This is a genomic window from Larkinella terrae (assembly GCF_009668025.1).
GTDB classification, from domain to species: Bacteria; Bacteroidota; Bacteroidia; order Cytophagales; family Spirosomataceae; genus Larkinella; species Larkinella terrae.
In genome coordinates this window covers 803045-825291 of the sequence record NZ_WJXZ01000001.1, presented here as the reverse complement: position 1 = coordinate 825291, position 22247 = coordinate 803045, and the positions used below count along the sequence as shown (strand labels likewise).

Genomic DNA, 22247 nt, shown 5'->3' with positions numbered 1-22247 from the left:
GCGTCAACGCGTTGCCGATACCCCAATGTTGCCCAGCAAAATATCCCACAGATTCTGAACCGAACCTTCTTTCTGCTTTTGATACGCCTGAAGCATCACTTCCACGCTTTTCTCGGTGATGTCCCCATACTGGAGCTGGCCGTCCTTCCCGAAACCGGAAAACCGCTGTTCGCCTTTGATGAGTCCGTAATAGTTATTGTCGGCGCGTTGCTGCAACTCCTGCACGTATTCCACGTTCGACCATTGAACGGAAATGGTGTGGTACGGAAGCATTTTCAAGCGGGTCAAATAATCCCGAATCCCGTAGGAATTGGTGGTTCCGCTGCGCGTCATGGACGAAACTTCGATGGTGGCATCCGCCCGAAACATCTTACAGGCTTCGTCAATGGCTTTGTTTTTGGTATCGGCGTCCAGCGTTTTGTCGGTGATAACCCCCAGGTAGGTCGCAAATTCTTCCACTTTGCGGATGGCCCGGTCGCGGTACTGCTGGTATTCCGTTTCGGATAGTTTCAGGATGGCAACCGCCTGGGCACTCCAGGAGTCGGTTTGAACGGGCGGATTTCTCGGAGCCGAGGTCGTAACCGCACCCGCTGGCGACGGTTTCTGCCGACTCTGCTGCACGAGCTGGTGATGGTCGCACAGAAGGGCAGCCTCGGCCAGAACGGCATGCCGACCATCGCGGTAGATCACCGCGGCTACCTCGGTTTTGGAAATGGAAGCGGTTTTTCCGTCTATCGTCTGGTAATCAATGGTCTCCTGATTCTCGTTCGAGATGCGGGCGACGATGAGGTCGGACGATTTTTTCAGGATAACATCCGGACGATCGGGATCGGTGGCTGACGTGTCCGCCATGAAATCCGTGATCCGGCGGGAACGCTCCCCGGGCAGTAAGGCACCTAATTCGGTCGGGCAGAGATACGAACCGGTTTGGTTGAAGAGCAATTGCACCCGGTCGAGTTTATACGAATATTTGACCGACGACTGACCTTTGGCCACCTGAATACCCACTTTTTCGTCGGTAATTTCGGTGATTTTGCCTTCGACGCGGGTTTGATCGGTCAGGTAAACGGTATGCTGCGCCCGGAGATTTCCCGCCAGCAGCAGGAAGGTACTGAGTAAGATGAGAAATAGAGAATTCATAACAGTAGCGAAAAAGGAGGAGTTTTATTGAACCTTGACCCAGAAGGGAACTTCGATGATTTCACCATTTTTCAGGTCGACCTTGATCGTGCCGGTGACCACGTCGCCCGCCCGCCAGGTGCCGGTGGCGCGGGTGACGGTCCAGTATGTACGGTACACCTGAGCGGTTCCCCGCAGCAGATTTCCCAGCGTTCCGAAGGAGGTGATCAACTGTTTGGCGTCTTTAGCCCAGAAAAAGGCACCGCCGGTTTCGTTGGCCATCTGCGACAGGACGTTCACATCAACCCCGCTGCTCAGGCCGACTGTAAAAATCGGAATGCTTTTCTGTACGGCGTTGTCGATGACGTTCTGCAACGATTTACCCCCGTCCGTATCGGCCCCATCGGTAAAGACAATCACGGCTTTGTTGACGGTTTTCGCATTGGCCGCGGTGTAATTGGTGACTTCAAAAGCCGTCTTGTACAGCGGAGTGCCCCCGCGCTCGGTTTGTGCCAGCGTATCCAGCGACGCTTTCATGGCGTTGATATCCCGCGAAAATCCTTTGTGGTATTTGGCCCGGGAATCAGATGAGTTGGTCGGAAAACTCACCAGCGATACGTAATCGTCTTTCCCCAGGTAATCCAGAAAAATTTTACTGCCCTCAATGCGCAGGTCATTGGGGTCGGTGGTCAGAATACTACCCGACTGGTCGAGCAGGATCATCGCGGAATAACCACCCGGTTTGTTGACCAGACTGGCGGTTTTGACGTCATCGAGCGTGTACTTCCGCTGGCTGACCGTGTTGTCCGGAATGCTGAAATGCTGTTTGCTCAAACCGGAGACGTACCGGCCACTCTTGTTGACCACGTACAGATCGACCGTAAATTTGAAGGCGCTGCCCGCCGTGCTGAGCGGTTTTCCGGCCATCGAAGCCGCCGAAGGCTGGCCTTCGATCAGCGGACCCGGCAGAACAATTTCGACTTCTTTTCGGCAACTCAACGCGGCCAATCCAATGAGCAACGTAGCCAGAACCGTATAAAACGAGGAAAATGGTAGGGATTTCATGAGTAAGAGGGTTGAATGTTATTTTTTTGTACTGAAGCCAAGACCCAATCGCAGCCCCGCAAACTGCACCTTCTGCTGCGTGGCCGAACCGGGCGCGCTGGTGGTCTGGCGGATATTCAGCAGTTGATACTGGCCGCTCAGATCGACCAGAAAACGACCGGCATGAAATTCGTAACCCAGGCTGGCCCCGTACGTAATCGGCGTGGATGACGTATTTTCTGCCGTGGGATTCGGGTGGGTCTCGCTGGCTTTCCGTTTGATGGTCAGGAGGTTAATGCCGCCGGAAGGCAGGAGGAAAAAATGGTTGGCAACGTATATTTTCAAACCGGCCTGCAGCGGAATCCGGCGCATGGTGACGGTTTCCTGGTACTGATCGCTGCCGTTCTGGGTGTAGCGCCGGAGCAATTCCCACTGCGAATAGCCCACCGTCAGCGAAGCGGCCAGGGGGCGAATAAACCGGTAGTCGAAACGAACGCTGAAACCGAGGTTCTGATCCATTCCGTAGCCCAGCGAATCGTCTACCCAATCTTTGTTGAGTCCCGCGGGGAAGTAAGACACTTCCGTTCCAACCGTCAAATTGATGCGATACCCCGGACTCGTAGGCGGTTTTCTGAATGTACTGTCTTTCCGTTGGGCTACCGATTCGAGGGGCGGGGCGGCAGGAAGCTCGGTGGGCTGATTGAAAACCTCCGTGCTGCCATCCGCAAAAACAAGTTTCCAGAGCCCATTTTTGGGCAGCATCTTCCGGACGGTTGGTGCCGTGGCTTCAAAATAAACCACATCCGTTTCCGTCACTTCGTCTACTTTGACGTTCAGCGTCGAACGATCCAGTTTGTGTAATACGTCCGTTCGGGGCGTTTGAGCCAGGGCGGCATGAACGAACAGGCCCAGAAGGGCAGTTAAAAAAAATGAGCGCATAAGAGAAAGTGGTTGGGATGACAGATTTTAGTTGGCAGGATGAGTACGGGAAAACCGCTCGGCAACATCGTACAGAAACCAGGCGGTTAATGCCGTGGTGCAGGCTTCCCAGAAACCGGTCCAGTCGGGTGAAACGAATTTAAGATGATTACCGGCGTTAAAGGCAATCTGGCTGATAACCAGTGCTGTAGCCAGTGGGCGATTGGTCAGCTGGCGCATGGGCCACAAATCGACGAAAACCAGAAAGGGGCTCACCCAGAAAGCAAACTTAAAGACCCAGTTTGCCAGCGACCAGCCGGTCAGGGACGAAACCCACGACATCAGCAGGCCCAGCAGCATCAGTCGGGCTCCGCGCAGCACCCACTTAAGGTGATAAAACCGGCCTACCTGATGAAAGCCCCAGTAGAGTAGCCCCTGTCCCGCAGGAACAAGCACCAGAAACAGAAACGGTGGCAGGGGGGCGATGTCGTAGAGCAGCACGAGCAGACTGCTGACCATTCCGCCGATGGCCGCCAGCGATAAATCGTTGCCCGGCGTTCCGAACAGTGCGGAAGGCGTAGGAGTCGGAGTAATAAATGTCGACTGGTTCATAATCAGAGGGTTGTCGTTTGTTGGTTAATGGTGATCTGACCCTTCAGGGCGTCAATCTGGTACGTATCCTGTTCGCTCACGAATTCGAGCTGCACGGTAACCGGCTGGTCGATTTCCGCCACCTGAAGGGTTCCCTGCATGCGGAAGACGGCTTGTTTGGCCCCTCCATTTTCCTGAGAACCAGCCCGGAACTCCAGATCAAGCGGGCCGCCCGTGAGCGTTACGCCCGATGAATGGCGGTAACCGTGGAAATAGACGCTTCCGCCAACGCGGTTCAGCCCTCCTCCCAGCAGCAGTCCGCCCAATCCGGCCCCGAGGTCCCGGATTTCGACGGTGCCATCGTGGTTTTGGCCGTCTTTGGTGAAAAACAGGACGCCCTGCCGCAAATTCTGGTCGTCCTTCAGAACCGTAATCATCCCTTCGGCAACGGCCCGGGCAACCTGTCGGGGACTTTGACCACCACCGGGACCCAGCACCCATTTGAGCACTACCAGAAGCAGAACCGCTCCCAGGAAAAGCTCCACGGGCCGGGGAATCAGGCCCACAATAGGCCGTTGTACCCATTTGACGGGTTTGGTTAAAATAGACATGGCGTTAATAGGTGCTTTCTTCCGCTTTTTTCTGTTCGTAATACTGGTCGTTTTGCTCTTTTTGCTGCTGCAGGTAGTCCTGATGGTCCTGGTAGCGTTCTTCCGCTTCCTGTTTGTAGCGTTCTTCCCGCTCCCGCCCGAGCCGTTCATCCAGAGCCGCATCGCTGTCCCGGCGGGCCCGCTCTTCTTCATCATAGGCCGACTTGCGCTGGGCCGGGGTCCCGAACATCAGCTCGGCCAGCGAACCGATCGCGCCGTAGAAGTTTCGGTTTTCCTGCTGAACGGGCGTAAAGGCTTCGGTGGTTTTAGCCGCCGTTGCGGGCGGTTTTGAGCCCGATGAAGCCGGACGTAGCCAACTGGCAATCCCGATTCCGGCCATCAGCAACAGGCAAAGCCGGAACCGCAACGAACTGCCTTCCGTGGGGTGATTGAGTTTCGACATAGTTCGATTCGTTAAATGGATGATGCGTTTGTACCCCTTAATCGGGCCGATTACCCCCGATTGTCATCTCCTTCTGTAAATTTTTTTGGTGGCTTTAGAGACTGTCTAAAATTCAGATTCTTCCTTTCTTCGGTCTGCCCCCAACCCCCTAAAGGGGGCTTTGAAATGCCGATTAATGCCCCCTTTAGTGGGTTGGGGGCAATGTGGAAAAGGAAAATTATAAATTTTAGACAGTCTCTTACTCTTACTTTGTTCTGTCGCCGGTTCCGTGACAGCAACCGGCGATTTTTACACTTTATGGGGGAAGGCTTGTTACCAATTGGTCACGATTGTATCTTTCTAGTCCAATTACTTCTTCACTAAGGAATGTCGGCCCGGCACTTTCATCTTTTTTGCTGGTTATGGATTGGCTTGCAGGGCTTTACGGACTCAGCCCGGGCGCAACCGGCCTCCATTCATCGGCTCCGAAATCAGGCGGAACGGCTGTATGATCTGGGGAGGTATGACGAAGCGACCCGCTATTACCAGCAAGCCTACCAGCTCAGCCGGACCCGGCAGCAACCGGAGCTGAGCATTACACTGCTGGTCGATTTGAGTTCGATGGATTACCTGGCGGGAAACTATCAGGCCGGTATTTCGCGGTGTTTGCAGGGGCTTGACATGCTGAAAAAAACGCCCGTTGCCGACTCAACGGCTTTTAAAGTCCATTCCAGCTTGGGCGAATTGTATCGTCAGCTCAACGACTATACTTCGTCGGCCCACTTCTTTGAAAAAGCGGATCGGATGATTGAGAAGCATCCGCAGCTGAACCGGGAAATTACCGATTACGTGATCTACCATTACAGCAACCAGGCCATGCTGCACGAATCGGCGGGGCGGTTTTCGGTGAGTCAGGTCCTGGCTCTAAAAGCCTTGCAACTGGCGCGTGATTTTCACATCAAAAGTGAGGTGGCCATCATCTGTAACGTGCTGGCGGGGCAATACGAAGCCGTCGGAAACTTTGCCGGGGCCCTGGCCCTGCGTCGGGAAGGCATTCGCAATTATTCCCTGGTGGATCTGCAACTGGCCCGAATGTATTCCGGCATCGGCTGGAATTTGCTGAGCCAGCAGCACTACCCGGCGGCCCTGCGCTATTTACAGATGTCGTACCGGCTTTATACCCGCCTGACCGAACGGGATTCCAGCCAAAATGACACCCGGATGGTGGTTAATTTATACAATCACCTGGGTTTGTGTTACTGGGAAATCGGTCGGGAAAAAGAAGCGGAGCTTTACCTGAATAAGGCGGTTTCGACCTACACGCTGAAATACGGCGGTAAGGGCCGGATACTGGCAACGAGCTGGCTGGTCAAAGGGAAAATCAAAATGGCGCAGGGGCAACCGGAGACCGGAATGACCTTTTGGCAACGTGCCCTGGCGTCGGTCCTGAAACCGTCTTTTTTACTGGATAAGCTGGGAAATCCGCCAACCGATCAGGTGCTGGACGAAAAACTGGCCGTGGAGGTACTGTTCCTGAAAGGCAATCAATTGACCCGGCAGGAGCGATGGGAAGATGCCCTCCAGACGTACCGACGCGCCATTGATGTGTTTCACCAGGCCCGGAAACACCTGGGTGTGCTGGAAGATAAACTGTATCTGAGCGAAACCGTTCTGCCGTTGTACCAGCAGGCGCAGGAAGCGGCTTATCAACTGTATCGCCAAAACCGGACCGAGTCGGCTTTCGGAATGGCTTTTACGCTGCTCGAACAGGGCCGCGCCACCAGTTTCCAGGATTTTTACGCCGAAGCCACCCTGAAACCGCAGTACCTGCCCGCCGAGCAACTCCGGCTCGATCAGGAAATCCGCCAGGAACTGTCGTCCGTCCGGGCGCAGCTGCTCGATAATCCCACGCCCGAACACCAGCGCAGTTTGCTCGCCCGGGAGCGCGACCGGCTGCACCAGCATTACCTGCTGCTCCGGCAGTGGGAGCAAAAGTATCCGGATTATTACTACTCCAAATACCTGACCCAACCGGTTACCGTTCAGCAGGTTCAGGCCCGATTGCCGGAAACGGCGGCCTATATTACCTATAACTATAGCCACGGCAAATTGCACGCTTTTGCCCTTACGCACCAGCGGAGTAGCTGGAAAACGATTCCGGTCGATTCGCTGACCCTTTTTCGGACTCTCGACACCCTGCGCTCGTCGCTCCGGCGCCACCCCGGCATTAGTCAGTATACCGGAACACCGTTTGCGCTTCAGGCTTTTGAGTGGTTTATTGCTCCGTTGCTTTCGGAAATCGAATCCAAAGAATCCTGGGTCGTCAACACGGGCGGGGTGTTGGATGGATTGCCGATTGATGTGTTTGAAACCGGTCGAGCCGTCAACGATTACATTGGCTTTCAGCACACCATCCGGTACGTCTATACCGCCACTTCGCTGGGGGGTACTTCTCATTCGCCGGGGGGAATTTCCGCCGATGATGTCCTGGCGATTGCTCCGTTTAACCGGGATCTTCAGCCCACGATTTCCGATCATTTCGGGTACGAAACCCTCTCCGCCAGCGGGGGCGAGTTTGCCAATTTATCAACCCGGCAATTGATGAGCGAACAGGCAACCCGCCCTAATTTCCTGAACGCGCAGAAAAACCACTCCATCTGGTTTCTGTCGACGCACGCGCATCTCGACAGCGAAGAGCCGATGCATTCCTATATTGCTTTTTACCCCAACGATACCACCAGGAAGCACCGGTTATACGCCCACGAAATCAGCCAGATGAATCTGCGCCATGTTCGCCTGGTCGCGCTAAGCGCCTGTGAAGGAGGCAACGGCAAACTCTACCGCTCGGAAGGCATGATGAGCCTGGCCCGCGCGTTTGCCTACGCGGGCTGCCCGACCACGATCAGCACCTTGTGGAATGCGCACGACCGGACGTCGGCCTTTCTGGTCAGGCGGACTTACGCATATTTGCAGGAAGGCGATTCGCCGGCGACGGCCCTGCGCAAAGCCCGGACCGATTTTTTTAAACTGGAATGGAGTCGTCCGTACAACCACCCGTATTTCTGGGCCCATTTCGTGGTCATTGGCGCCAATGAGCCGCTTTATCAACCTGGTTTTCGGTGGCCTCAACCGGATCACTGGGTCATGACCGGCAGTTGTGCTGCGCTGCTGATTGCCGGAGTTTTGTTGTTCCTTCGTTACAACAGCTTCTGGCGCTGAATCTGAACATATACTTTCCAGCGGTCGATGGAGTTGACCACATATTGCGGCTGATCGGTCGTTTGGAGCTGCTGATAATACCCCTCCGCCCGCCGGGGCTGATCGCTGTAAAGATAGGCCAGCACCAGGTACCACTGGGCGGCTTCCCGGTAGTAGGGCCGCAGATCGGTAAACCGGAGCGTTTTTTCCAGATAATTAGTGGCTTTCAGGTAATTCCCCTGTTTGAGAGCCTGCTGCCCGGCCAGCAAACTTCCATAGGCCGACTGCTCACTGGTCAGGGCGCGCTCTTCCATCTCCCGGCCACGAACGATCAGCAAATCGTCTTCAATAACCGGCAGATGCACGTCGGTAAACGCCAGATAAAACGCGAAGGCCAGACAGGCGGCCAGAGTGGTCAAACCGCTTCCGTACCAGTACGTCAGGCGACGGCTGCGCTGACGACGTTGCCGATACAGGTTTTGTAGGGTGACCTGGGTACGCTGTTGGATATCGGCTCTCCGCAACAGCTGAGTGACTTGTCGCATACTTTCCACTTTTTTCGAAAAACCGGAATCAGACTGAATTTTTTCCTCTACCTGCTGCCGCTCCGCTGGCGCAAGCCGACCCGCTAAGTAGGCTTCAATCTGATCCATTTCGTTCATGTCGTTGTCGGATGTCATAGCATATCTCTTAGTTTTTTCAGACAGCGAAATTTTCGTTGCCGCACCGTGGGTTCATTCAAATCCAGTTCCCTGGCAATTTCATCCAGGCTGAAGCCTTCGATGTAATACCGGCTGATAATCGTTCGGCAGGGCTCACCGAGCTGATTCAGCATTTGCATCGCTGTCATCTGATTGATGTACAGGTCAATCGTGTCCTGCTCCGGATAAAAAGTGTCCGCAAAATTTTTCTCCCAATTCTGCTGACGGACGGAGCGTTTCCAGCGCCCGGACCAGACGTTTCGGGCAATGGAGTACAGATACGTTTTCAGCGTAGCACTCCCGTGTGGGTTGTAGCGACCGGCCTGAACCAGCTCGATAAAAATAAGCAGCGTTTCCTGGAACAGGTCTTCACAATCCTGAACATTCCCTTCCAGCCGACGACACAGTTCGCGGATCGTGGGGTAGTACGTGCTATACATATACTCGGTAACGCTTTCAATTTGAAGACCGGTTTTATAGGCGGTCACCACCTCGCTTTCAGTAAATCTGGGCATAATGCAGAACAGACAACGACTCGTTCAAAAGGTTACTGCCAGCAGCCTTCAAAAAAGTTACAAAAAATTTTTCTCCCCATCTGACAATCCGCCCGCTCGCCGACGATGAAGGGTACTGGACGACGATCCGAGGGGCCCATCGGGTTAAAGCCATCACTTTAATCTCGATCAAAAATGAAAAATGTAACTTTTGCAGCCAAAACACTTTTTGGCCGCCTTGGGCTTGCCATGCTGATTTTTGGCACACTCACCCTGACTTCCTGCCAGGAAGAACTGATTCCGCAATCTCCATCGTCAACGCACGCTGCCGACGATCCGGATGATCCGGACAATCCGTCGGCCAAACCGCCAAAAGGCGGGCACGGGGGAGGAAAATGAAGAAATACGTACGTACGTTTTAGGTTAAGTTCCGGTCTGCAGGCCGGGACTTTTTTTATTCCACCAGCGTAAAAGCCGCCCATTTCCGGGGCTCCTTCGGGTAACGCCGGTGGAGCGTCCGCTGCGCATTCCGAAAAGCCTGATTCGCCTGAACGCCCGGTTGCCACTGCTGGTAAAATTCGTTCATGAACTCGGTGGTTTCCTTGTCGGGCACTTTCCATAAACTCATGATCAGCCGCCGGGCACCCGCCAGCTTGAAGGCCCGCTGGAGTCCGTAAACGCCTTCGCTGCCCACCACATCGCCCAAGCCCGTTTCGCAGGCCGACAAAACCACTAATTCCGTGTCCGTCAGGTTTATGCGGGCAATTTCGTAAGCGGTCAGAATACCGTCTTCCGCTCCCTCGAGCGATGATTGTCCCTGCCAGGCCCGCTCGGCACCCGCCAGGAGCAGCCCCGACCGCAGCAGCGGATCTTCCGCGCCCCGCCAGGTATTTGCGCTCGACGGACTCGCCACGGCTACCGGCTGGTCCGGCTTTGGCTGGGGCGCAGGAAAGAAAAAACCGTGGGTAGCCAGGTGAATGACCGTCGGGGAGCGCTTTTGGTCAATAGCTTTAAAGGCTTCTTCAGTAGCATCCCAACCCTGAAACAACTTTACTTCCCGGGTGCGATGGCGAAGACTCGAATCGATGGCGTTGATTTCCTCCAAGGTGCCCGGCAGATCGATCAGCAAATCGCCCCGGTTCCCACGTTTTTGGGCAGGCTTCGGCAGTTGGTACGCCATCAGTGGTCCCGAAACCGGAGCGGTTTTGGGCGCTGGAGGGTTGTTGTCTGGTTTTGCTTTGTAGGTTACTCCGCCAAAGGCAATCACCTGCCATTCGTTCTGGGGCGATAGGGGCGGGATTTTTTCGACCAGGCTGCGGAGGTTAAACCGCTGGTGGAGCGTAAAGCGTTCGGACAGGAGCGAATCCGAAGAAACGGGCAGGGCCGCAAACGAAATCCGGTGTAACAGCCCTGCGGGCGAAAAATAAACCGTATTGACACCATCCAGATGACGCATCAGCGGTTTCCAGACCAGTTGATAGACCTGTCGCCCATCCACCGCCATCGAACCGGATAAAAGGGTCGAAGTGCGCAGGGCGTACAGCTGCCCCGGACCGGTTTTGCTCTTCTGGGCTTTCTGCAACAGCAAACTCAATTTCTGTTCTTCAAACAACGGAATCAGCCGGGGATGCCTGTCACCGGGCCGAACGATCAGCGCGGCATAGAGGGTGGAGTCGGTTGGACGGTTATTGCGGGTGTGGGCAAAGCGAATAAATTCAATGGCGGCCTCGTTCGATTTCAGGCTGTCCCGGATGGCGGTCCACTGAATATCTTCCAGATTCTGAGCCTGCTGGAAAGCCTGCGACTGGCGTAGCAGCTCTTTTTCCAGTCGATCGGCTTTTTCCGTTTCATGAACCAGATTGACCGTTCGCTTCCGGGCGGGTTGTTGCAGGTAAAGCGCCAGCAGTCGTTTCTGATTCTGCCAGTCGGCAAACAGGCGGGTCAAAACCGTGTCGCCACTGCTGGCGATCCGCTGGCGCAGCAGTTCCAGATTTTGCAGCAGGTTTCCTTTTCGATGCAGGGACGTATTCAGAAAAGCGCCAATGGATTCCGGAAACCGCTGGCGGTTTTGGGTGTAGAACGAAGCCTGAAATTCGTGAAAAGCCGTGAACTGGCGCTGCGTCTGATTATTCTCGTATTCGGATAAAAACTGGTTGTATTGTCTGGTTAAGGCCAGTTCAATTTTCATTCCGGAGCGCAGCAGCGAATCGGCGGCCGAGTCGTTTCCCATCAGGGTTTGCAGCCGGATCAGGTTATTTAAAAAGGTGACGTAGCGGATGTGATTGTAACCAAATAAATCCCGGCAAATCTGCAGCGACTGCCGGAAAAGCGAATCGGCCAGCGGGTATCGGTTTAATTTGGTTGAAGTGAGGGCCAGATTATTCAGGGCGATTGCGTATCCAATGTGGTTTTTGCCGAAAATCTCGGCATGAAGGCGCGTGGTTTCCCGAAAAATGGAATCGGCCTTCGCGGACTCGTTTTTATTTAAAAAAAGGTTACCTAGGCTATTTAGCGTAATGGCGTAATCCGAATGCTTTGTTCCCAATACCTCCTTTTGCAACTGTAACGCTTTCCGGTAGTATTGTTCGGCCAGCGTATAATTCTTGGTGGATGCGTAATAGGTTCCCACACTATTCAAAGAAGCCAAGTAATTGGCATCCCGCTCGCCAAAGGCTTCTTTTTGCAACTGCAACGCTTCCAGAAAAAGTAGTCCTGCGCGGTCGTGTTGCTGGAATTCCTGATAGAGGTAAGCCAATTCATCCAGTGTTTCGGCATACAGGGCTTTGTTGAGTGCTTCGGCCGAAGGGCTGATTCCTTTGCCCAGATTTGCTTTATGAATGGCCAGCGCCTGCTGGTAGAGCTGTTCCGCTTTTGCCGACTGCCCGATTGTTTTGTGGACAAATGCCAGATGGGTGAGGGCTTTTCCGTACGAACCGGTGTTTTCACCCGACGTTGCCTTGCTGATCGCCAGGGATTGTTCATAAAGCGGTTTTGCCTCGCCATAGCGCCCCATCGTGAAATAGACTTTCGCCAGCCCGGTCAGGGTCTGGGCGTATCGCTGGTTATCTTTCCCAATTTCAGCCCGGGCGGTCAACACCGAGTTGTAAAGCGAATCGGCATCGTGCAGCGCACCCAGTCCTAAATGTATAAAGGCCAGATTTTCAAGATGTTCAAGGTATCGAAAGTCCTTTCTTCCGAACAGCTGCCCCGCGGCTGCTACGGTACGTTCCGAATAGATCTTTGCAGTATCGTCCCGGTTGTTGAATTGGTAAAGATTGGTCAGTAAACCGGCCCAGGTTACGTAGAAAAAGTTTTTATGATCAGGCAGTTGTTCAAGGCTGTCGACGGTTGGTTTGGCAATTGAAAGGGCTTCGGCGTAAGACTGATCACGGATCAGCGCCATTACTTTGACTTGTCTGGTAAATAAATTCTGCCCAAAGGCCAGTGGACTCAGCAGCAGGACAAGGCCCGAAAGAATTCCTTTTTGTACGTATTTCTGCATAAAGAATGCCGGTGCAATTTTTTTCTATTCTTTCGTTTTCTGGCGGTTGAACAAATGTCACTATTTTGGAAATATAAGTATATTGTGCCTTTCAATCGGAAAAAAGCACCTAAACAATGGCCAAAATTTTAGATTTTTTATTTTCTTCAAATGGGGCCAAAGTCGAGGAGGATAAGGGGTTTTATATGGCTTTTGTCATGTGGGTAGCTTTTGAAAAGTTTGAATACGCCAATCGAAGGGCCGCGGATTATGCCGACCTGCTGGAGCGGGGCCAGAAACCGGTAGCGGACTGGGTTGACGATTTTGTGGCGCGGTACGGCGACTTGTTTGATGAGTCGGATGACGAAATAAAAAAAATGCTGACCTCGGATGACATTCCGGCCATTGTGGACCGATTAAGGGAAACCGAAGCAGATTACGGGCTTTACTTCCGGGAGCAGGTGACGCAAAAGCTTGCTAAAATTGAAGAAGCGTTTGGTGAGGCCCGGCAACGAACCCGGCTGGACGTACAGCACAAGTCGGCAACCGATTTACGGGAATTAATCAATGGCAAATCCCCTTCGGAACGGGCCGTGCATGAGGTGATTAAAGGAATAAAGGGACCGGTTTTTGCCAAAGCGTATCAGGGTTTTGAAAACCGGACGTACGGCCCGACCGAGCACATGGTTACGCTATCCAGCGGACAGGAATCGGATGCCGAGCTGGTCTGGTCCATCTCGTTAAGGGAGTTATTTAAAAAAATAAAAAAAGGACCTTATGATCTGAAGAGCGGTTACCGATGGTATGACCGCAGCAAAACCAAAAAGGGCGGTGAACCTGCTCTGATGAGTTCTTTCTTTATGAATATTGCCCGGTTCCGCTGGCTGGATATTAAAGTCAGACCCGTTTATGGGAATGAAGAATTGGAAAACGCCCCTCCCGAACCGGATGACCATTACGAAATAGACAAATTACGGGCCACGATTCCCAAGCTAGGAGAGCCTTGTGCCTCCATCATCTGGTACCATCACGTGGAGGAATATTCGCTGGAGGAAGTAGCTGAGAAAATTGGCAGATCCTACGGGTATGTTCGAACTTTACACCGAGGTTGCATGGGTCGCCTTCGAGATTTACTTGACAATTCCGATGATTAATTTTTATAAGCATGGCCTCCGATAAAGAAACCCGGGACATTCTGGCCTATCTGAACGACACCCTTCCTTCAAACCGCCGGGCGGCTTTTGAAGCCAGATTGCAATCCGACCCGGCGCTGCAAAAGCGGGTGGCCTCTTTTCAGAAAGTCGAAACCAGTCTGGCACATCTGGCCACGCTGGAGCAGTTGCGCCAGTCCAAAAAGGAAAGAGTTCTGGTGGAGCAGGCATGGATCAGCAAGCGACTCATTTACCAAATTGCGGCTTCGATCGTGCTGGTACTGGCAGGCTGGGGAGCTTACCGGCTCTCGTTAAACTCCAATCAGGACCTTTACGACGACTTTTACCAACCCGATTTGGGAACCCGGGGCGAAGCCGCCTGTCCTGAAGCCATCGACGCAGTAATCGAATTACGCCGAAACAAGGAATACGAACAGGCGCTGGCGGCACTCGAAAAAGTGCCCAATCAGTCGCTGGCGTGCGTTTCGTACCAGAGAGGGTTGATTCAACTGGAGCTCTCCGAACCGGAAAAAGCCGTTGCCAGCTTTCAGGAAGCGATGAAATCCGACATTCCGACCATCCGACAGCAATCCGAATGGCATCTGTGTCTGGCTTATCTTCTAACCGACGATAGGGAACAGCTCAAACCGCTGCTGCGAAAAATTGCGGCCGAGCCCAATCATACCTCCCGTCAGGCTGCCCAGCGGTTATTGGCCCGACTTGATTCCTGATGGTATGAAACGAGTGATGGGTCTCCTGGTGGGCATTTGGCTGGTGGTTCCGGTTTGGGCAGCCCCTGCCAAACGGGCGCTATTAATTGGAATTGCCAACTACCGGGCCGCGGGGCTGGGGTGGCCCAACACGCCCGCCGATCGCGACCTGGTGCTCATGAAAACGATTCTTCAGGAACACGGTTTTCTCAATCAGAACATTAGCGTCCTTCCCAATCAGCAGGCCACCTTTGCCGGAATTCACCGGCGAATGGAGGTATTCATTGCCAGTTTAACGCCCGGCGATAAAGTCGTTATTCTGTTTTCCGGTCACGGACAGCAGGTTCCCGACGACAATGGCGATGAAATCGATGACGAAGGCGATGTGAAATACGACGAAGCCTTTGTCGCATACGATACACCCAGTGAAACCGGTCAGGGTGAAAAACACATTCGTGACGATCAGATTGGTCTTTGGATTGACCGAATCAGACGCCGAATCGGGCCAAACGGGCATTTATTACTCCTCATGGACTCGTGTCATTCAGGAACGATCAACCGGGGCGAAGGTTCGGTCCGGGGCGGAAAACCGCCGATCCGACCGGTGCTGGTCAAAAAAACCGGAGGAACGGCGGCAAGCGGTGAAATAGGTTCGGGCTATTTAGATAAAAAAAGGGTTCCGTCGTCCGGCCCGGGGCTTGGAAAGTTTATTCTGATGACCGCTTGCCTGCCCAACCAGCTCAACTACGATCTGACCGATGACCAGGGAAAACCCATTGGTGCCCTGACGTACGCAGTGAGTTGTGCTTTTCGGCAACTGGAACGCAATGATACCTACGCCCGGATGTTCAGCAAAGCCGCTGCCTTTATTGATCCGAATACGCAAAATCCAACGCTGGAAGGTGATGGGGGAGAACGGGTGCTGGGCGGAAGTTTTACGGCGTACCAACCGGTGTTGAGTTTGACTGCGATAAAAAATGCGGGCGAACAACTGATCGAAGTAGCGGGCGGTTACGTAGCGGGCGTATACAACCGCGCCAAAATCGCTTTTTACCCCAAATCGGGCCAGGCCAGAGGGAAAGCACCCCTCGCTACGGGCCACGTAGTGAATGGGTCACTAACCCGGTCGTGGGTCAGGATCGACAGCGGGCGCGTGGCCGGTTTGCCCGCCGAAATCCGGGCGGTGGAAACGGAAAAAGCGTTCGGGAACTGGCGCGTTAAGGTACAGATTGCAAAAAATGTCCCTGCTGAATTACAGCGAACTCTCAGCCAGGCACTGGGCAATCAACCGGCTATTTTAGTCGGACAAAGCGGTGATTTGCGGATTGAAACAAGCCAAAACTACCTGCTCCTGCGGCACACGGACACGTATCAGCCCTACGATTCCGTGCTCCTGAAGGCCCCCGATGCCGTGGCGTATTGCGTCAATCGGATTATCGACTACGGTCAGGCGAAGGTGATCCGAAATCTGTCGTTTACCAATCCGCACTACGCGATTCGGGCCGACTTTGTTCCGGTCCGCGTTCAGGCTGACTCGACAACCGGTTCCGTGACTGCAGACACCGTTACCCTCCTGAAAACCGCTTTTCCGCAATTTCCGAGCGACGTTCAGGGACAGCTAACGATTTACAACGAAGGTGACCGGGATGTGTACATTACCCTGATCAATATACCGCCGGGTGGTCGCCTGTCGATCCTGCTTCCTGACGAAACCGCCGATGACCAGATCGATGGATTGCTGATCCCGGCGGGGCAAAAAAGTCCGCCTTTTTACTTTGCGTTCAATCCGCCGTACGGGACTGAATTCTACAAGATCATTGCCACTCCGCGTCCGCTCGAGTTGCGACCAACGGTGGAGAGCCGGGGTGCCGATCGCTCCGCCGGAGCCCAAAATCCGTTTGCGTTTTTCGTTGGCAATACCTATCGCGGTGAAAGTCCTACCCCCATTCCATCCGACGAAATGGCCACCACGACCGTGACGTTCAAGGTTGTCCCGGAAAAAACTCTCTGACGTCTTCTTTTTCGTAAAACCGCAACGCCCGCTCATCGTCACCTGAGTGGGCGTTGCGGTTTTTATCATTTTCTGCAATCACGCTGTCACCAAAATGCCCGCAGAAGGAAGCAACCTTTTGGGCACCGGCGCAGGACCAACGAAATACAAAAAAAAATTTTTAACCCCCACCTGACAATCGGGCTTTTCGGGAACGATAAAGGATCGAAACGGCTGGTAATCGGAAGGCCACCGGGAATGTATTGCTAACTTAATAAACTACCAAATTCATGAAAAAAGCACTTTTGCTGCTCGCTTTTTGCCTGGTAATCAACGCGGTTCGGGCGCAGGACAAGATTATCAAGTATGCCCCGCTGGTTAGTGTCGGCTACGAAAAAGTCCTGAATGACAAAAATTCATTTTACGTCGGCGCGACCATTTACCCGCTGCCCACCGTCGGTATTACAGCTTTGGGTGTAAAAGGAGAATACCGGTTTTATGGCTTGCTGAACAAGGAAAAGAAAGCTCCGGCCGGATTCTGGGTCGCCCCTACGGCTTTGCTGTGGTACGTCCGATTCAATGATTTTATCGAAGACGATCTCAACGCCGGTGTCGGAATCGTTCAACTGGGCGGTATTGCGGGGTATCAATTCATCATCAAAAACAAATTCACGATAGAGCCTTGTCTCGGAATCGCGGGCGGTTTTGCTCTGGGAGTTGGCAGCGAAGATGCCGGGATTTTTGGCGGGGCAGTCACGCCGGTCGGCGGCTTGCGGATCGGGTATATTCTGGGAAGTAAATAACGCTCATTGGTCTCAACAGCTACGCTATCTGGTCGGCAATTTCGGTCGGACAAAACAAATTTTAAGGGATGAAAAAACTGAACGGTATCCGGTTTACGAGATGGATTCTCGGATTCCTGATGAGTTGGATAAGTGTGTCGGCGTCGGCTCAGGCGCCGCCGACCAGTGGATTAGTTAGTTTGTTGCGCCAGTTTGACGACCGGTTTAAAACCGTAACCGGTGCCTCCCAGACGTTTGAACAAACGTTGCAGGTCGATCCGGCGCGGCCTTACCTGCTGACCATCGTTCGCAAGGAAACGGATAAAAAGGGTAAAACCGCTGTCCATACGTTTCGCTTCAATCTGGCGGATATCGATCCCGCATCGGTGCAGTATGAGGTGAAAAAAGACCTGATTGCCGTCGGTTTAAAAACCAAACAGCAGGCTGCGTATATAAGTATCCGTCAGGACGACGAAAGCCAGACGAACGGAAACCGTATCCAGTTGTATGCGTCGGATGTAGACAAAGCCCGCTTGCTGGTGGACCTGTTCCGACAGGCGCAGCCGCTTTCTGAAAAGTGTTTTGAAGCCGATGCGCATTTTCCGGACAACTTCGAGGGGTTGCTGACCTGGATACAATCCAATCTGGATCAGGAAACGACCGGGGCCGAACCGTGCCGCCAGAGCCTGGAACGTCAGGCCGACAATCCGCTGGTGATGCAGTTGCTGCGGGTTGAAGAGGCCCGGAACGGCAAACCCGAAGAAGGGCTTTACCGGTTTAACCTGGCCGATTTTGATCCGCAGAAAGTGACCATCAGCGCCAAAAGCAAATCGGTACAGGTCGTGCTCGAGAGCAAAGAATCGTTTGTTCGGTTGAGAAAAAACGGGGTTTGGGCAAACACGGTTTCATCGGTTGAAATCGATTGCAAGTCGGCCTACAAAGCGCAGCTCCTGAAGCTGGCCTGGCAGAAATGGGTACACTTGGCGCAAAAGCAACTGGCTGAGCAGCAGGCGCGTTTTGTTCAGTACCAGTCGTTGCCCGAAGCCTTGCAGCGACTTGCCGGTGCCGTACGACCCATCGAATCGTTCCAGCAGGAGCTAAAACCGGCCTGTCAGGCAACGCTGGTGCAACGGGAAACCGGTGGGCGTCCCAAAGAGGAAACGTACCAATTTCAGTGGGCCGACATGGACGCCCGGTCGGCAACCCTTAAAACCCAGGGTCGGCAGTTTGTGCTGAAACTGGAGACTGCCAGCAAAAACAAGTGGATCAGCTATTTCCAGAACGGCGAACGGGGCAATTACGGCAACAAACTGGAACTGCTCGCTGCGGATATCGAAACCATCCGGTTTGTTCCGGCGCTGCTGGAAAAGCTGGTTGCGGGCTGCAAAAATACGATGGCGACCACTCCGCCGAAGGGCGGTATGGAGTGGGTAGCCGCTAAAGTATCGGCGGCTGGCGGGGAGGAAACCACGGGCAGGCAGGTGCTGGAACCGGCCGGAAACCGCTGCCAGTGGACGTACAAAAACCGGTCGGGCGGGAAAAAGAACACCGAGCTGAAATACGATCTGAAACTGTCGGATCTGGACCCGCAGGCGGTTCAAATGACCGTTTCCGGGCGGGAAGTTCTGCTGGATCTGCCCACCAGCGGGAAAGAAAAAATCATCAAGGGCTGGAAAGACGGCCAGCCTTCCAATTACGTCGGTCAGATCAGTCTGGCTTTCCCGGATCTGGAAACCGCCCGAACCAGCGTTCAGCTATTCCAGCAGGCGATTACCGGTTGTAAAAATCAATAAAAACCTCACAATCATTCTCTTAACTCCAATGAAGAACGCATTTCTCTCTCTCATGCTGCTGATCGGTTCGCTGGTCGCTGGTCCGGCCTACAGTCAGCAAAAAAAGGTAGCGGTAGTTTCCATTCAGGCCGATAAACTGATTCATGCCGAAGATTTGGGCGGTATTGACCCGGCCGTGCTGGTGTATTTCAAGAAGATCGCGGTTGACCCCCGGTTCGAGGTGATGCCCATATTGCTCCGTTTCCAGAAGCTGTTTTTCACGGAGTTTGCTCCGCAGCTGCCTTTCCAGGTGCTTGACGAAGCCACGGTGCTGAACAATCCCAAATACCGGGCCTACAATCAGGAAGTAAAAGACACCAAACTGTACCGACTGGCCGCCGAATTAACCGATCGGATCGGTATTGCGCCCCCCGGATACCACTTGCTGATGTTTATGGGAGAACCCAGTTTGATGGGGAAGCTGACCAGAACCGAGGATAACTCGGCCACGACGGATATCGTTCGGATGTTCGACGGCCAGGCCGACGGGATCATGGTGATCGGCCTGAGCTTTTCGCTGGCCAACAAACGCTCGGCCCTGGGGTTTGTGACCGGCAGCATGGTGGAAAAAGCCGCCATGAAAGCCTACGTAACCCTGGATTTGTACAACAAGGACGGCAAGCGGGTTTTCAATATTCAGGAAAGCGCCTACTCCGAACAGGACTATACCAAAGTCGGCGGTTTTGCGCTGAAACTCAAAGTGGACGATTTGCTGCCGATGTGTGAATCGGCGACGAATAACCTGTTCGAAGCTCTGAAAGAAAAACTTCCCAAAATGGCTCGACGGGCCGGTAATCGACTTTAATCACTCTTTTCTCTGGTTATTATGTACGCAAAACTCATCTTTTTCGTCGTGGCAATTTTGTTACCGTTTCGGAACGTTGTTGCCCAGTCCAGTCCTTCTGCCAGCCGGGTGGAAGCAGAATCACCGGATCTGATTTATCATACAAACGGCACTGTCGTCAAATGTCGGATTGTTCTGGTGACCGATACGCAGATCCGGTACCGCCTGTTGACGGCCCCCAAAGGGCAGGTGTACCGGATCGCCCGCTCGAACGTCAAGCGGATCGAGTCCCGCCGGTTTGCGCTGTCCGCGGCCGAGTCCGCCAGCCCCCCGGTTTCGGCTCCCACCGCAACGCCGTCGCCAGCGGCCCCCGTGGCGCAGCCGACGGAAGTGGTGACCCCGGTTTCGGCGGCCGGAGACAGCATTAGTCAGGATCGCGGTTTGACCAGCGTCATTTTGCAGGCCCTGCGGCAACACGCCAGTCTCAAGGGCTTACGCATTAAATTACAGGACATTAACTTCGAAACGAATTCGGCCATTCTGACGGCCGGTAGCTTGACTTACCTCGACACGATCAGTCGGGCGCTGAGCAAATTTCCGGCCCTGATGATCACGATTGACGGCCACACGGATAATGTGGGAAGGGCGCGCGACAACCAGATTCTGTCGGAGAATCGGGCGCGAACCGTGCGGACGTATCTGATCACGAAGGGCGGTATTGCGGAAAAACGGATCAGTTATCGGGGATTTGGTCAGACGCAGCCGGTCGCATCCAATACGACCGAAAATGGGAGGGAAATGAACCGGCGGGTTGAGATGCAACTGGTTGGTCTGGATCAGGCACTGACGAACCGGATTCAGCGGAAGGATGGCCAGCTCATAACCGCTCCGCTGGTTTACATCGACGAAGGAAGCCGGAACGTGCTGTATAAACTATCCGAGGATGCCCCTTTACAGGAACTGCCCTGTTCCGAAGTCGATCGGGTTATTTTTGCCGACAACACGATCCGGATGATTGAATGTCAGGAGGTTCCGAAACCCGAAGCCGAACAGCCCGCGCCACCCCGGCCCGTTCGAAACCGCTTCCGGCCGCACGTCGTGATGCAGCTGCTGGGCGAAACCGGTTTTATGCTGGCCGAAAAACCGTGGACTGAGCTTCGGAGAGGCTACGCGCACACGCTGGGCTTTGGCGGAGTGGTGCAGGTCGACTACCGGTTTTCGTCCCGCTTCTCGCTCGGCATTCAAACCGGTTACCGGCGCTGGTCGACGCTGGTCGAATACAAGGAAAGCCGGGATGCTCCCCCCATCCGCACCTACCACAGCCTTGCGTCGCAGATTCCGGTTCGGTTGGCGTTGCGGGCGTATCTCTACCGGGGTTTGTACATCATGCCCGAAGGTGGAATTAACCTGCTGTCGGTCAAAGCTGGTTTTGACGGGGAACAGAAAACCTTCAAAGCAACCCAGACCGGCTACGGGGCGGCATTGGGCTACACCACGAATCTTAACGGAAAAGTACACTTCGATCTCTGCGCTTTTTACCAGGCCGCCAAAAGCAAAAAAGCCTGGGAGCAGGAGTGGGGTAACCCGGCCATGCACTACGCGGGCCTGCGGCTGGGCATCGGATTTTCCATCAAAAAATAAACTTGCTGACCATGAAAAACGCGAATAAAAGAATACAATTAGTTGTCCTGCTTTTCGGCTTACTTGGCTTTTGGTCCTGCACCATCAAGCGCGAAGTGATTGTGCCGACCGGTAATGATTTCAGCACTGTCATTGTCAACACCATTCCCCAGGAAGCCATCGACAAGGTGCGGGATTTGGGCGTGACGGTTTACGACGGCCGGACTCCCCCGGATATTCAGGGAATTTACTTCGTTTCGGAACTGCGCATGACCAAAACGACGGTTCCCAACGACAGTTATACGGTTGGCTCCCGGTTTACGGATCAGAAAGTCAATATTTACAATCAGGACGCATCCCGGCAGTTAGCGCAACTCGACCAGAAGACGTTTAACACGAATACCGGCGCGTTGACTTCGGAATCGAAAGGGCAGAAGGCGTTTATCTCGGGCCGGGGCAATCAGTTTACGGTTTTTGTTGTCTCCGAGAACGTGAAGCAGAACAACTCCCGCTCGCGGCTGCTCGACGTGTTCTCGGGCGAAATCAACGCGCAGGGCGTTCGGAATATGCAGTATTCGCTGCTGGTTCTGGAAGATTACGGGGATATTAATAACGACATCATCCCCATCAACACGGGGCGGTCCTTTAAAGATGCCGACGGTTTTTCGGAACGAATCAGCGTTTTCCGCCTGAAAGCCAATGAAAAGCAGGAGTCGACAGATGCTTCAGCAACCCCTGACCCGCTGCCGTTTAGCCAATAATTTGCACTCGTTTTTGAGGTATTGTAAACTTTAATTTAC

Annotated in this window: 19 protein-coding genes; 10 read left to right on the top strand and 9 right to left on the bottom strand. The window is 53.8% G+C overall.

All coding sequences use genetic code 11. From position 1 onward, the window contains the following. Positions 1 to 3 precede the first annotated feature (3 nt). The 6 genes from GJJ30_RS03415 to GJJ30_RS03390 are packed head-to-tail and all read right to left on the bottom strand — an operon-like array spanning position 4 to position 4725. On the bottom strand, positions 4 to 1140 hold the full coding sequence (locus tag GJJ30_RS03415; protein WP_154173147.1) for a hypothetical protein: 1137 nt from the start codon (positions 1138 to 1140) through the stop codon (positions 4 to 6). A 24-nt stretch (positions 1141 to 1164) separates the two neighbouring features. Further along, the gene (locus GJJ30_RS03410) at positions 1165 to 2184 is read right to left on the bottom strand and encodes a vWA domain-containing protein (RefSeq protein ID WP_154173145.1); all 1020 of its coding nucleotides are present in this window, start codon (positions 2182 to 2184) and stop codon (positions 1165 to 1167) included. Between the two features lie 18 nt (positions 2185 to 2202). Next, entirely contained in the window at positions 2203 to 3102 is a 900-nt protein-coding gene (locus GJJ30_RS03405; RefSeq protein ID WP_154173143.1) for a porin family protein, read from the bottom strand. Between the two features lie 27 nt (positions 3103 to 3129). Beyond that, the gene (locus GJJ30_RS03400; protein ID WP_154173141.1) at positions 3130 to 3693 is read right to left on the bottom strand and encodes a hypothetical protein; all 564 of its coding nucleotides are present in this window, start codon (positions 3691 to 3693) and stop codon (positions 3130 to 3132) included. Between the two features lie 2 nt (positions 3694 to 3695). Further along, positions 3696 to 4283 (bottom strand): hypothetical protein, encoded by a 588-nt coding sequence (locus GJJ30_RS03395; protein ID WP_154173140.1) that lies wholly within the window; start codon positions 4281 to 4283, stop codon positions 3696 to 3698. A 4-nt stretch (positions 4284 to 4287) separates the two neighbouring features. Further along, positions 4288 to 4725, bottom strand: a complete 438-nt coding sequence (locus tag GJJ30_RS03390; RefSeq protein ID WP_154173137.1) for a hypothetical protein — start codon at positions 4723 to 4725, stop codon at positions 4288 to 4290. Positions 4726 to 5091: 366 nt separating this feature from the next. Here GJJ30_RS03390 and GJJ30_RS03385 point away from each other — a divergent pair, with 366 nt between their 5' ends. Then, positions 5092 to 7923 (top strand): CHAT domain-containing protein, encoded by a 2832-nt coding sequence (locus tag GJJ30_RS03385; protein WP_154173135.1) that lies wholly within the window; start codon positions 5092 to 5094, stop codon positions 7921 to 7923. Here GJJ30_RS03385 and GJJ30_RS03380 read toward each other — a convergent pair. Continuing rightward, complete coding sequence (locus GJJ30_RS03380) at positions 7902 to 8582, bottom strand: anti-sigma factor family protein (RefSeq protein ID WP_154173133.1); 681 nt, start codon at positions 8580 to 8582, stop codon at positions 7902 to 7904. The two genes, GJJ30_RS03385 and GJJ30_RS03380, sit on opposite strands and share 22 nt — an antisense overlap. Next, complete coding sequence (locus GJJ30_RS03375) at positions 8579 to 9118, bottom strand: RNA polymerase sigma factor (protein WP_154173131.1); 540 nt, start codon at positions 9116 to 9118, stop codon at positions 8579 to 8581. The genes GJJ30_RS03380 and GJJ30_RS03375 overlap by 4 nt, the downstream gene beginning before the upstream one ends. Before the next feature lie 174 nt (positions 9119 to 9292). Here GJJ30_RS03375 and GJJ30_RS03370 point away from each other — a divergent pair, with 174 nt between their 5' ends. After that, positions 9293 to 9496 (top strand): hypothetical protein, encoded by a 204-nt coding sequence (locus GJJ30_RS03370; protein WP_154173130.1) that lies wholly within the window; start codon positions 9293 to 9295, stop codon positions 9494 to 9496. 55 nt (positions 9497 to 9551) lie between these two features. On the opposite strand, the gene GJJ30_RS03365 is transcribed toward GJJ30_RS03370, so the two are convergent. Beyond that, positions 9552 to 12599, bottom strand: coding sequence for a CHAT domain-containing protein (locus GJJ30_RS03365; protein WP_154173128.1), 3048 nt, complete (start codon positions 12597 to 12599; stop codon positions 9552 to 9554). Between the two features lie 116 nt (positions 12600 to 12715). Between GJJ30_RS03365 and GJJ30_RS03360 the strand changes: the two genes are divergently transcribed. The 8 genes from GJJ30_RS03360 to GJJ30_RS03325 all read left to right on the top strand — a co-directional run bounded on the left by GJJ30_RS03360 (position 12716) and on the right by GJJ30_RS03325 (position 22208). Beyond that, positions 12716 to 13732 carry an RNA polymerase sigma factor gene (locus GJJ30_RS03360; RefSeq protein WP_154173126.1) on the top strand — a complete coding sequence of 339 codons (1017 nt, stop codon included), beginning with the start codon at positions 12716 to 12718 and terminating at the stop codon, positions 13730 to 13732. A gap of 11 nt (positions 13733 to 13743) precedes the next feature. Then, positions 13744 to 14460 carry an anti-sigma factor gene (locus tag GJJ30_RS03355; protein ID WP_154173124.1) on the top strand — a complete coding sequence of 239 codons (717 nt, stop codon included), beginning with the start codon at positions 13744 to 13746 and terminating at the stop codon, positions 14458 to 14460. A gap of 4 nt (positions 14461 to 14464) precedes the next feature. Continuing rightward, on the top strand, positions 14465 to 16450 hold the full coding sequence (locus tag GJJ30_RS03350) for a caspase family protein (protein ID WP_154173122.1): 1986 nt from the start codon (positions 14465 to 14467) through the stop codon (positions 16448 to 16450). A gap of 269 nt (positions 16451 to 16719) precedes the next feature. After that, positions 16720 to 17232 carry a hypothetical protein gene (locus tag GJJ30_RS03345; protein WP_154173120.1) on the top strand — a complete coding sequence of 171 codons (513 nt, stop codon included), beginning with the start codon at positions 16720 to 16722 and terminating at the stop codon, positions 17230 to 17232. Between the two features lie 68 nt (positions 17233 to 17300). Then, positions 17301 to 19004 carry a hypothetical protein gene (locus GJJ30_RS03340; RefSeq protein WP_154173118.1) on the top strand — a complete coding sequence of 568 codons (1704 nt, stop codon included), beginning with the start codon at positions 17301 to 17303 and terminating at the stop codon, positions 19002 to 19004. 28 nt (positions 19005 to 19032) lie between these two features. After that, on the top strand, positions 19033 to 19848 hold the full coding sequence (locus tag GJJ30_RS03335; protein WP_154173116.1) for a hypothetical protein: 816 nt from the start codon (positions 19033 to 19035) through the stop codon (positions 19846 to 19848). A gap of 21 nt (positions 19849 to 19869) precedes the next feature. Then, a complete protein-coding gene (locus GJJ30_RS03330) occupies positions 19870 to 21468 on the top strand; it encodes an OmpA family protein (RefSeq protein ID WP_154173114.1) in 1599 nt (532 codons plus the stop codon). A gap of 11 nt (positions 21469 to 21479) precedes the next feature. After that, the gene (locus tag GJJ30_RS03325; protein ID WP_154173112.1) at positions 21480 to 22208 is read left to right on the top strand and encodes a hypothetical protein; all 729 of its coding nucleotides are present in this window, start codon (positions 21480 to 21482) and stop codon (positions 22206 to 22208) included. Positions 22209 to 22247 lie beyond the last annotated feature (39 nt).

Bases quoted from the DNA above. Each gene is read 5' to 3' on its own strand.
- GJJ30_RS03415 (WP_154173147.1), bottom strand. From the start codon at position 1,140: ATGAATTCTCTATTTCTCATCTTACTCAGTACCTTCCTGCTGCTGGCG.
- GJJ30_RS03410 (WP_154173145.1), bottom strand. From the start codon at position 2,184: ATGAAATCCCTACCATTTTCCTCGTTTTATACGGTTCTGGCTACGTTG.
- GJJ30_RS03405 (WP_154173143.1), bottom strand. From the start codon at position 3,102: ATGCGCTCATTTTTTTTAACTGCCCTTCTGGGCCTGTTCGTTCATGCC.
- GJJ30_RS03400 (WP_154173141.1), bottom strand. From the start codon at position 3,693: ATGAACCAGTCGACATTTATTACTCCGACTCCTACGCCTTCCGCACTG.
- GJJ30_RS03395 (WP_154173140.1), bottom strand. From the start codon at position 4,283: ATGTCTATTTTAACCAAACCCGTCAAATGGGTACAACGGCCTATTGTG.
- GJJ30_RS03390 (WP_154173137.1), bottom strand. From the start codon at position 4,725: ATGTCGAAACTCAATCACCCCACGGAAGGCAGTTCGTTGCGGTTCCGG.
- GJJ30_RS03385 (WP_154173135.1), top strand. From the start codon at position 5,092: ATGTCGGCCCGGCACTTTCATCTTTTTTGCTGGTTATGGATTGGCTTG.
- GJJ30_RS03380 (WP_154173133.1), bottom strand. From the start codon at position 8,582: ATGACATCCGACAACGACATGAACGAAATGGATCAGATTGAAGCCTAC.
- GJJ30_RS03375 (WP_154173131.1), bottom strand. From the start codon at position 9,118: ATGCCCAGATTTACTGAAAGCGAGGTGGTGACCGCCTATAAAACCGGT.
- GJJ30_RS03370 (WP_154173130.1), top strand. From the start codon at position 9,293: ATGAAAAATGTAACTTTTGCAGCCAAAACACTTTTTGGCCGCCTTGGG.
- GJJ30_RS03365 (WP_154173128.1), bottom strand. From the start codon at position 12,599: ATGCAGAAATACGTACAAAAAGGAATTCTTTCGGGCCTTGTCCTGCTG.
- GJJ30_RS03360 (WP_154173126.1), top strand. From the start codon at position 12,716: ATGGCCAAAATTTTAGATTTTTTATTTTCTTCAAATGGGGCCAAAGTC.
- GJJ30_RS03355 (WP_154173124.1), top strand. From the start codon at position 13,744: ATGGCCTCCGATAAAGAAACCCGGGACATTCTGGCCTATCTGAACGAC.
- GJJ30_RS03350 (WP_154173122.1), top strand. From the start codon at position 14,465: ATGAAACGAGTGATGGGTCTCCTGGTGGGCATTTGGCTGGTGGTTCCG.
- GJJ30_RS03345 (WP_154173120.1), top strand. From the start codon at position 16,720: ATGAAAAAAGCACTTTTGCTGCTCGCTTTTTGCCTGGTAATCAACGCG.
- GJJ30_RS03340 (WP_154173118.1), top strand. From the start codon at position 17,301: ATGAAAAAACTGAACGGTATCCGGTTTACGAGATGGATTCTCGGATTC.
- GJJ30_RS03335 (WP_154173116.1), top strand. From the start codon at position 19,033: ATGAAGAACGCATTTCTCTCTCTCATGCTGCTGATCGGTTCGCTGGTC.
- GJJ30_RS03330 (WP_154173114.1), top strand. From the start codon at position 19,870: ATGTACGCAAAACTCATCTTTTTCGTCGTGGCAATTTTGTTACCGTTT.
- GJJ30_RS03325 (WP_154173112.1), top strand. From the start codon at position 21,480: ATGAAAAACGCGAATAAAAGAATACAATTAGTTGTCCTGCTTTTCGGC.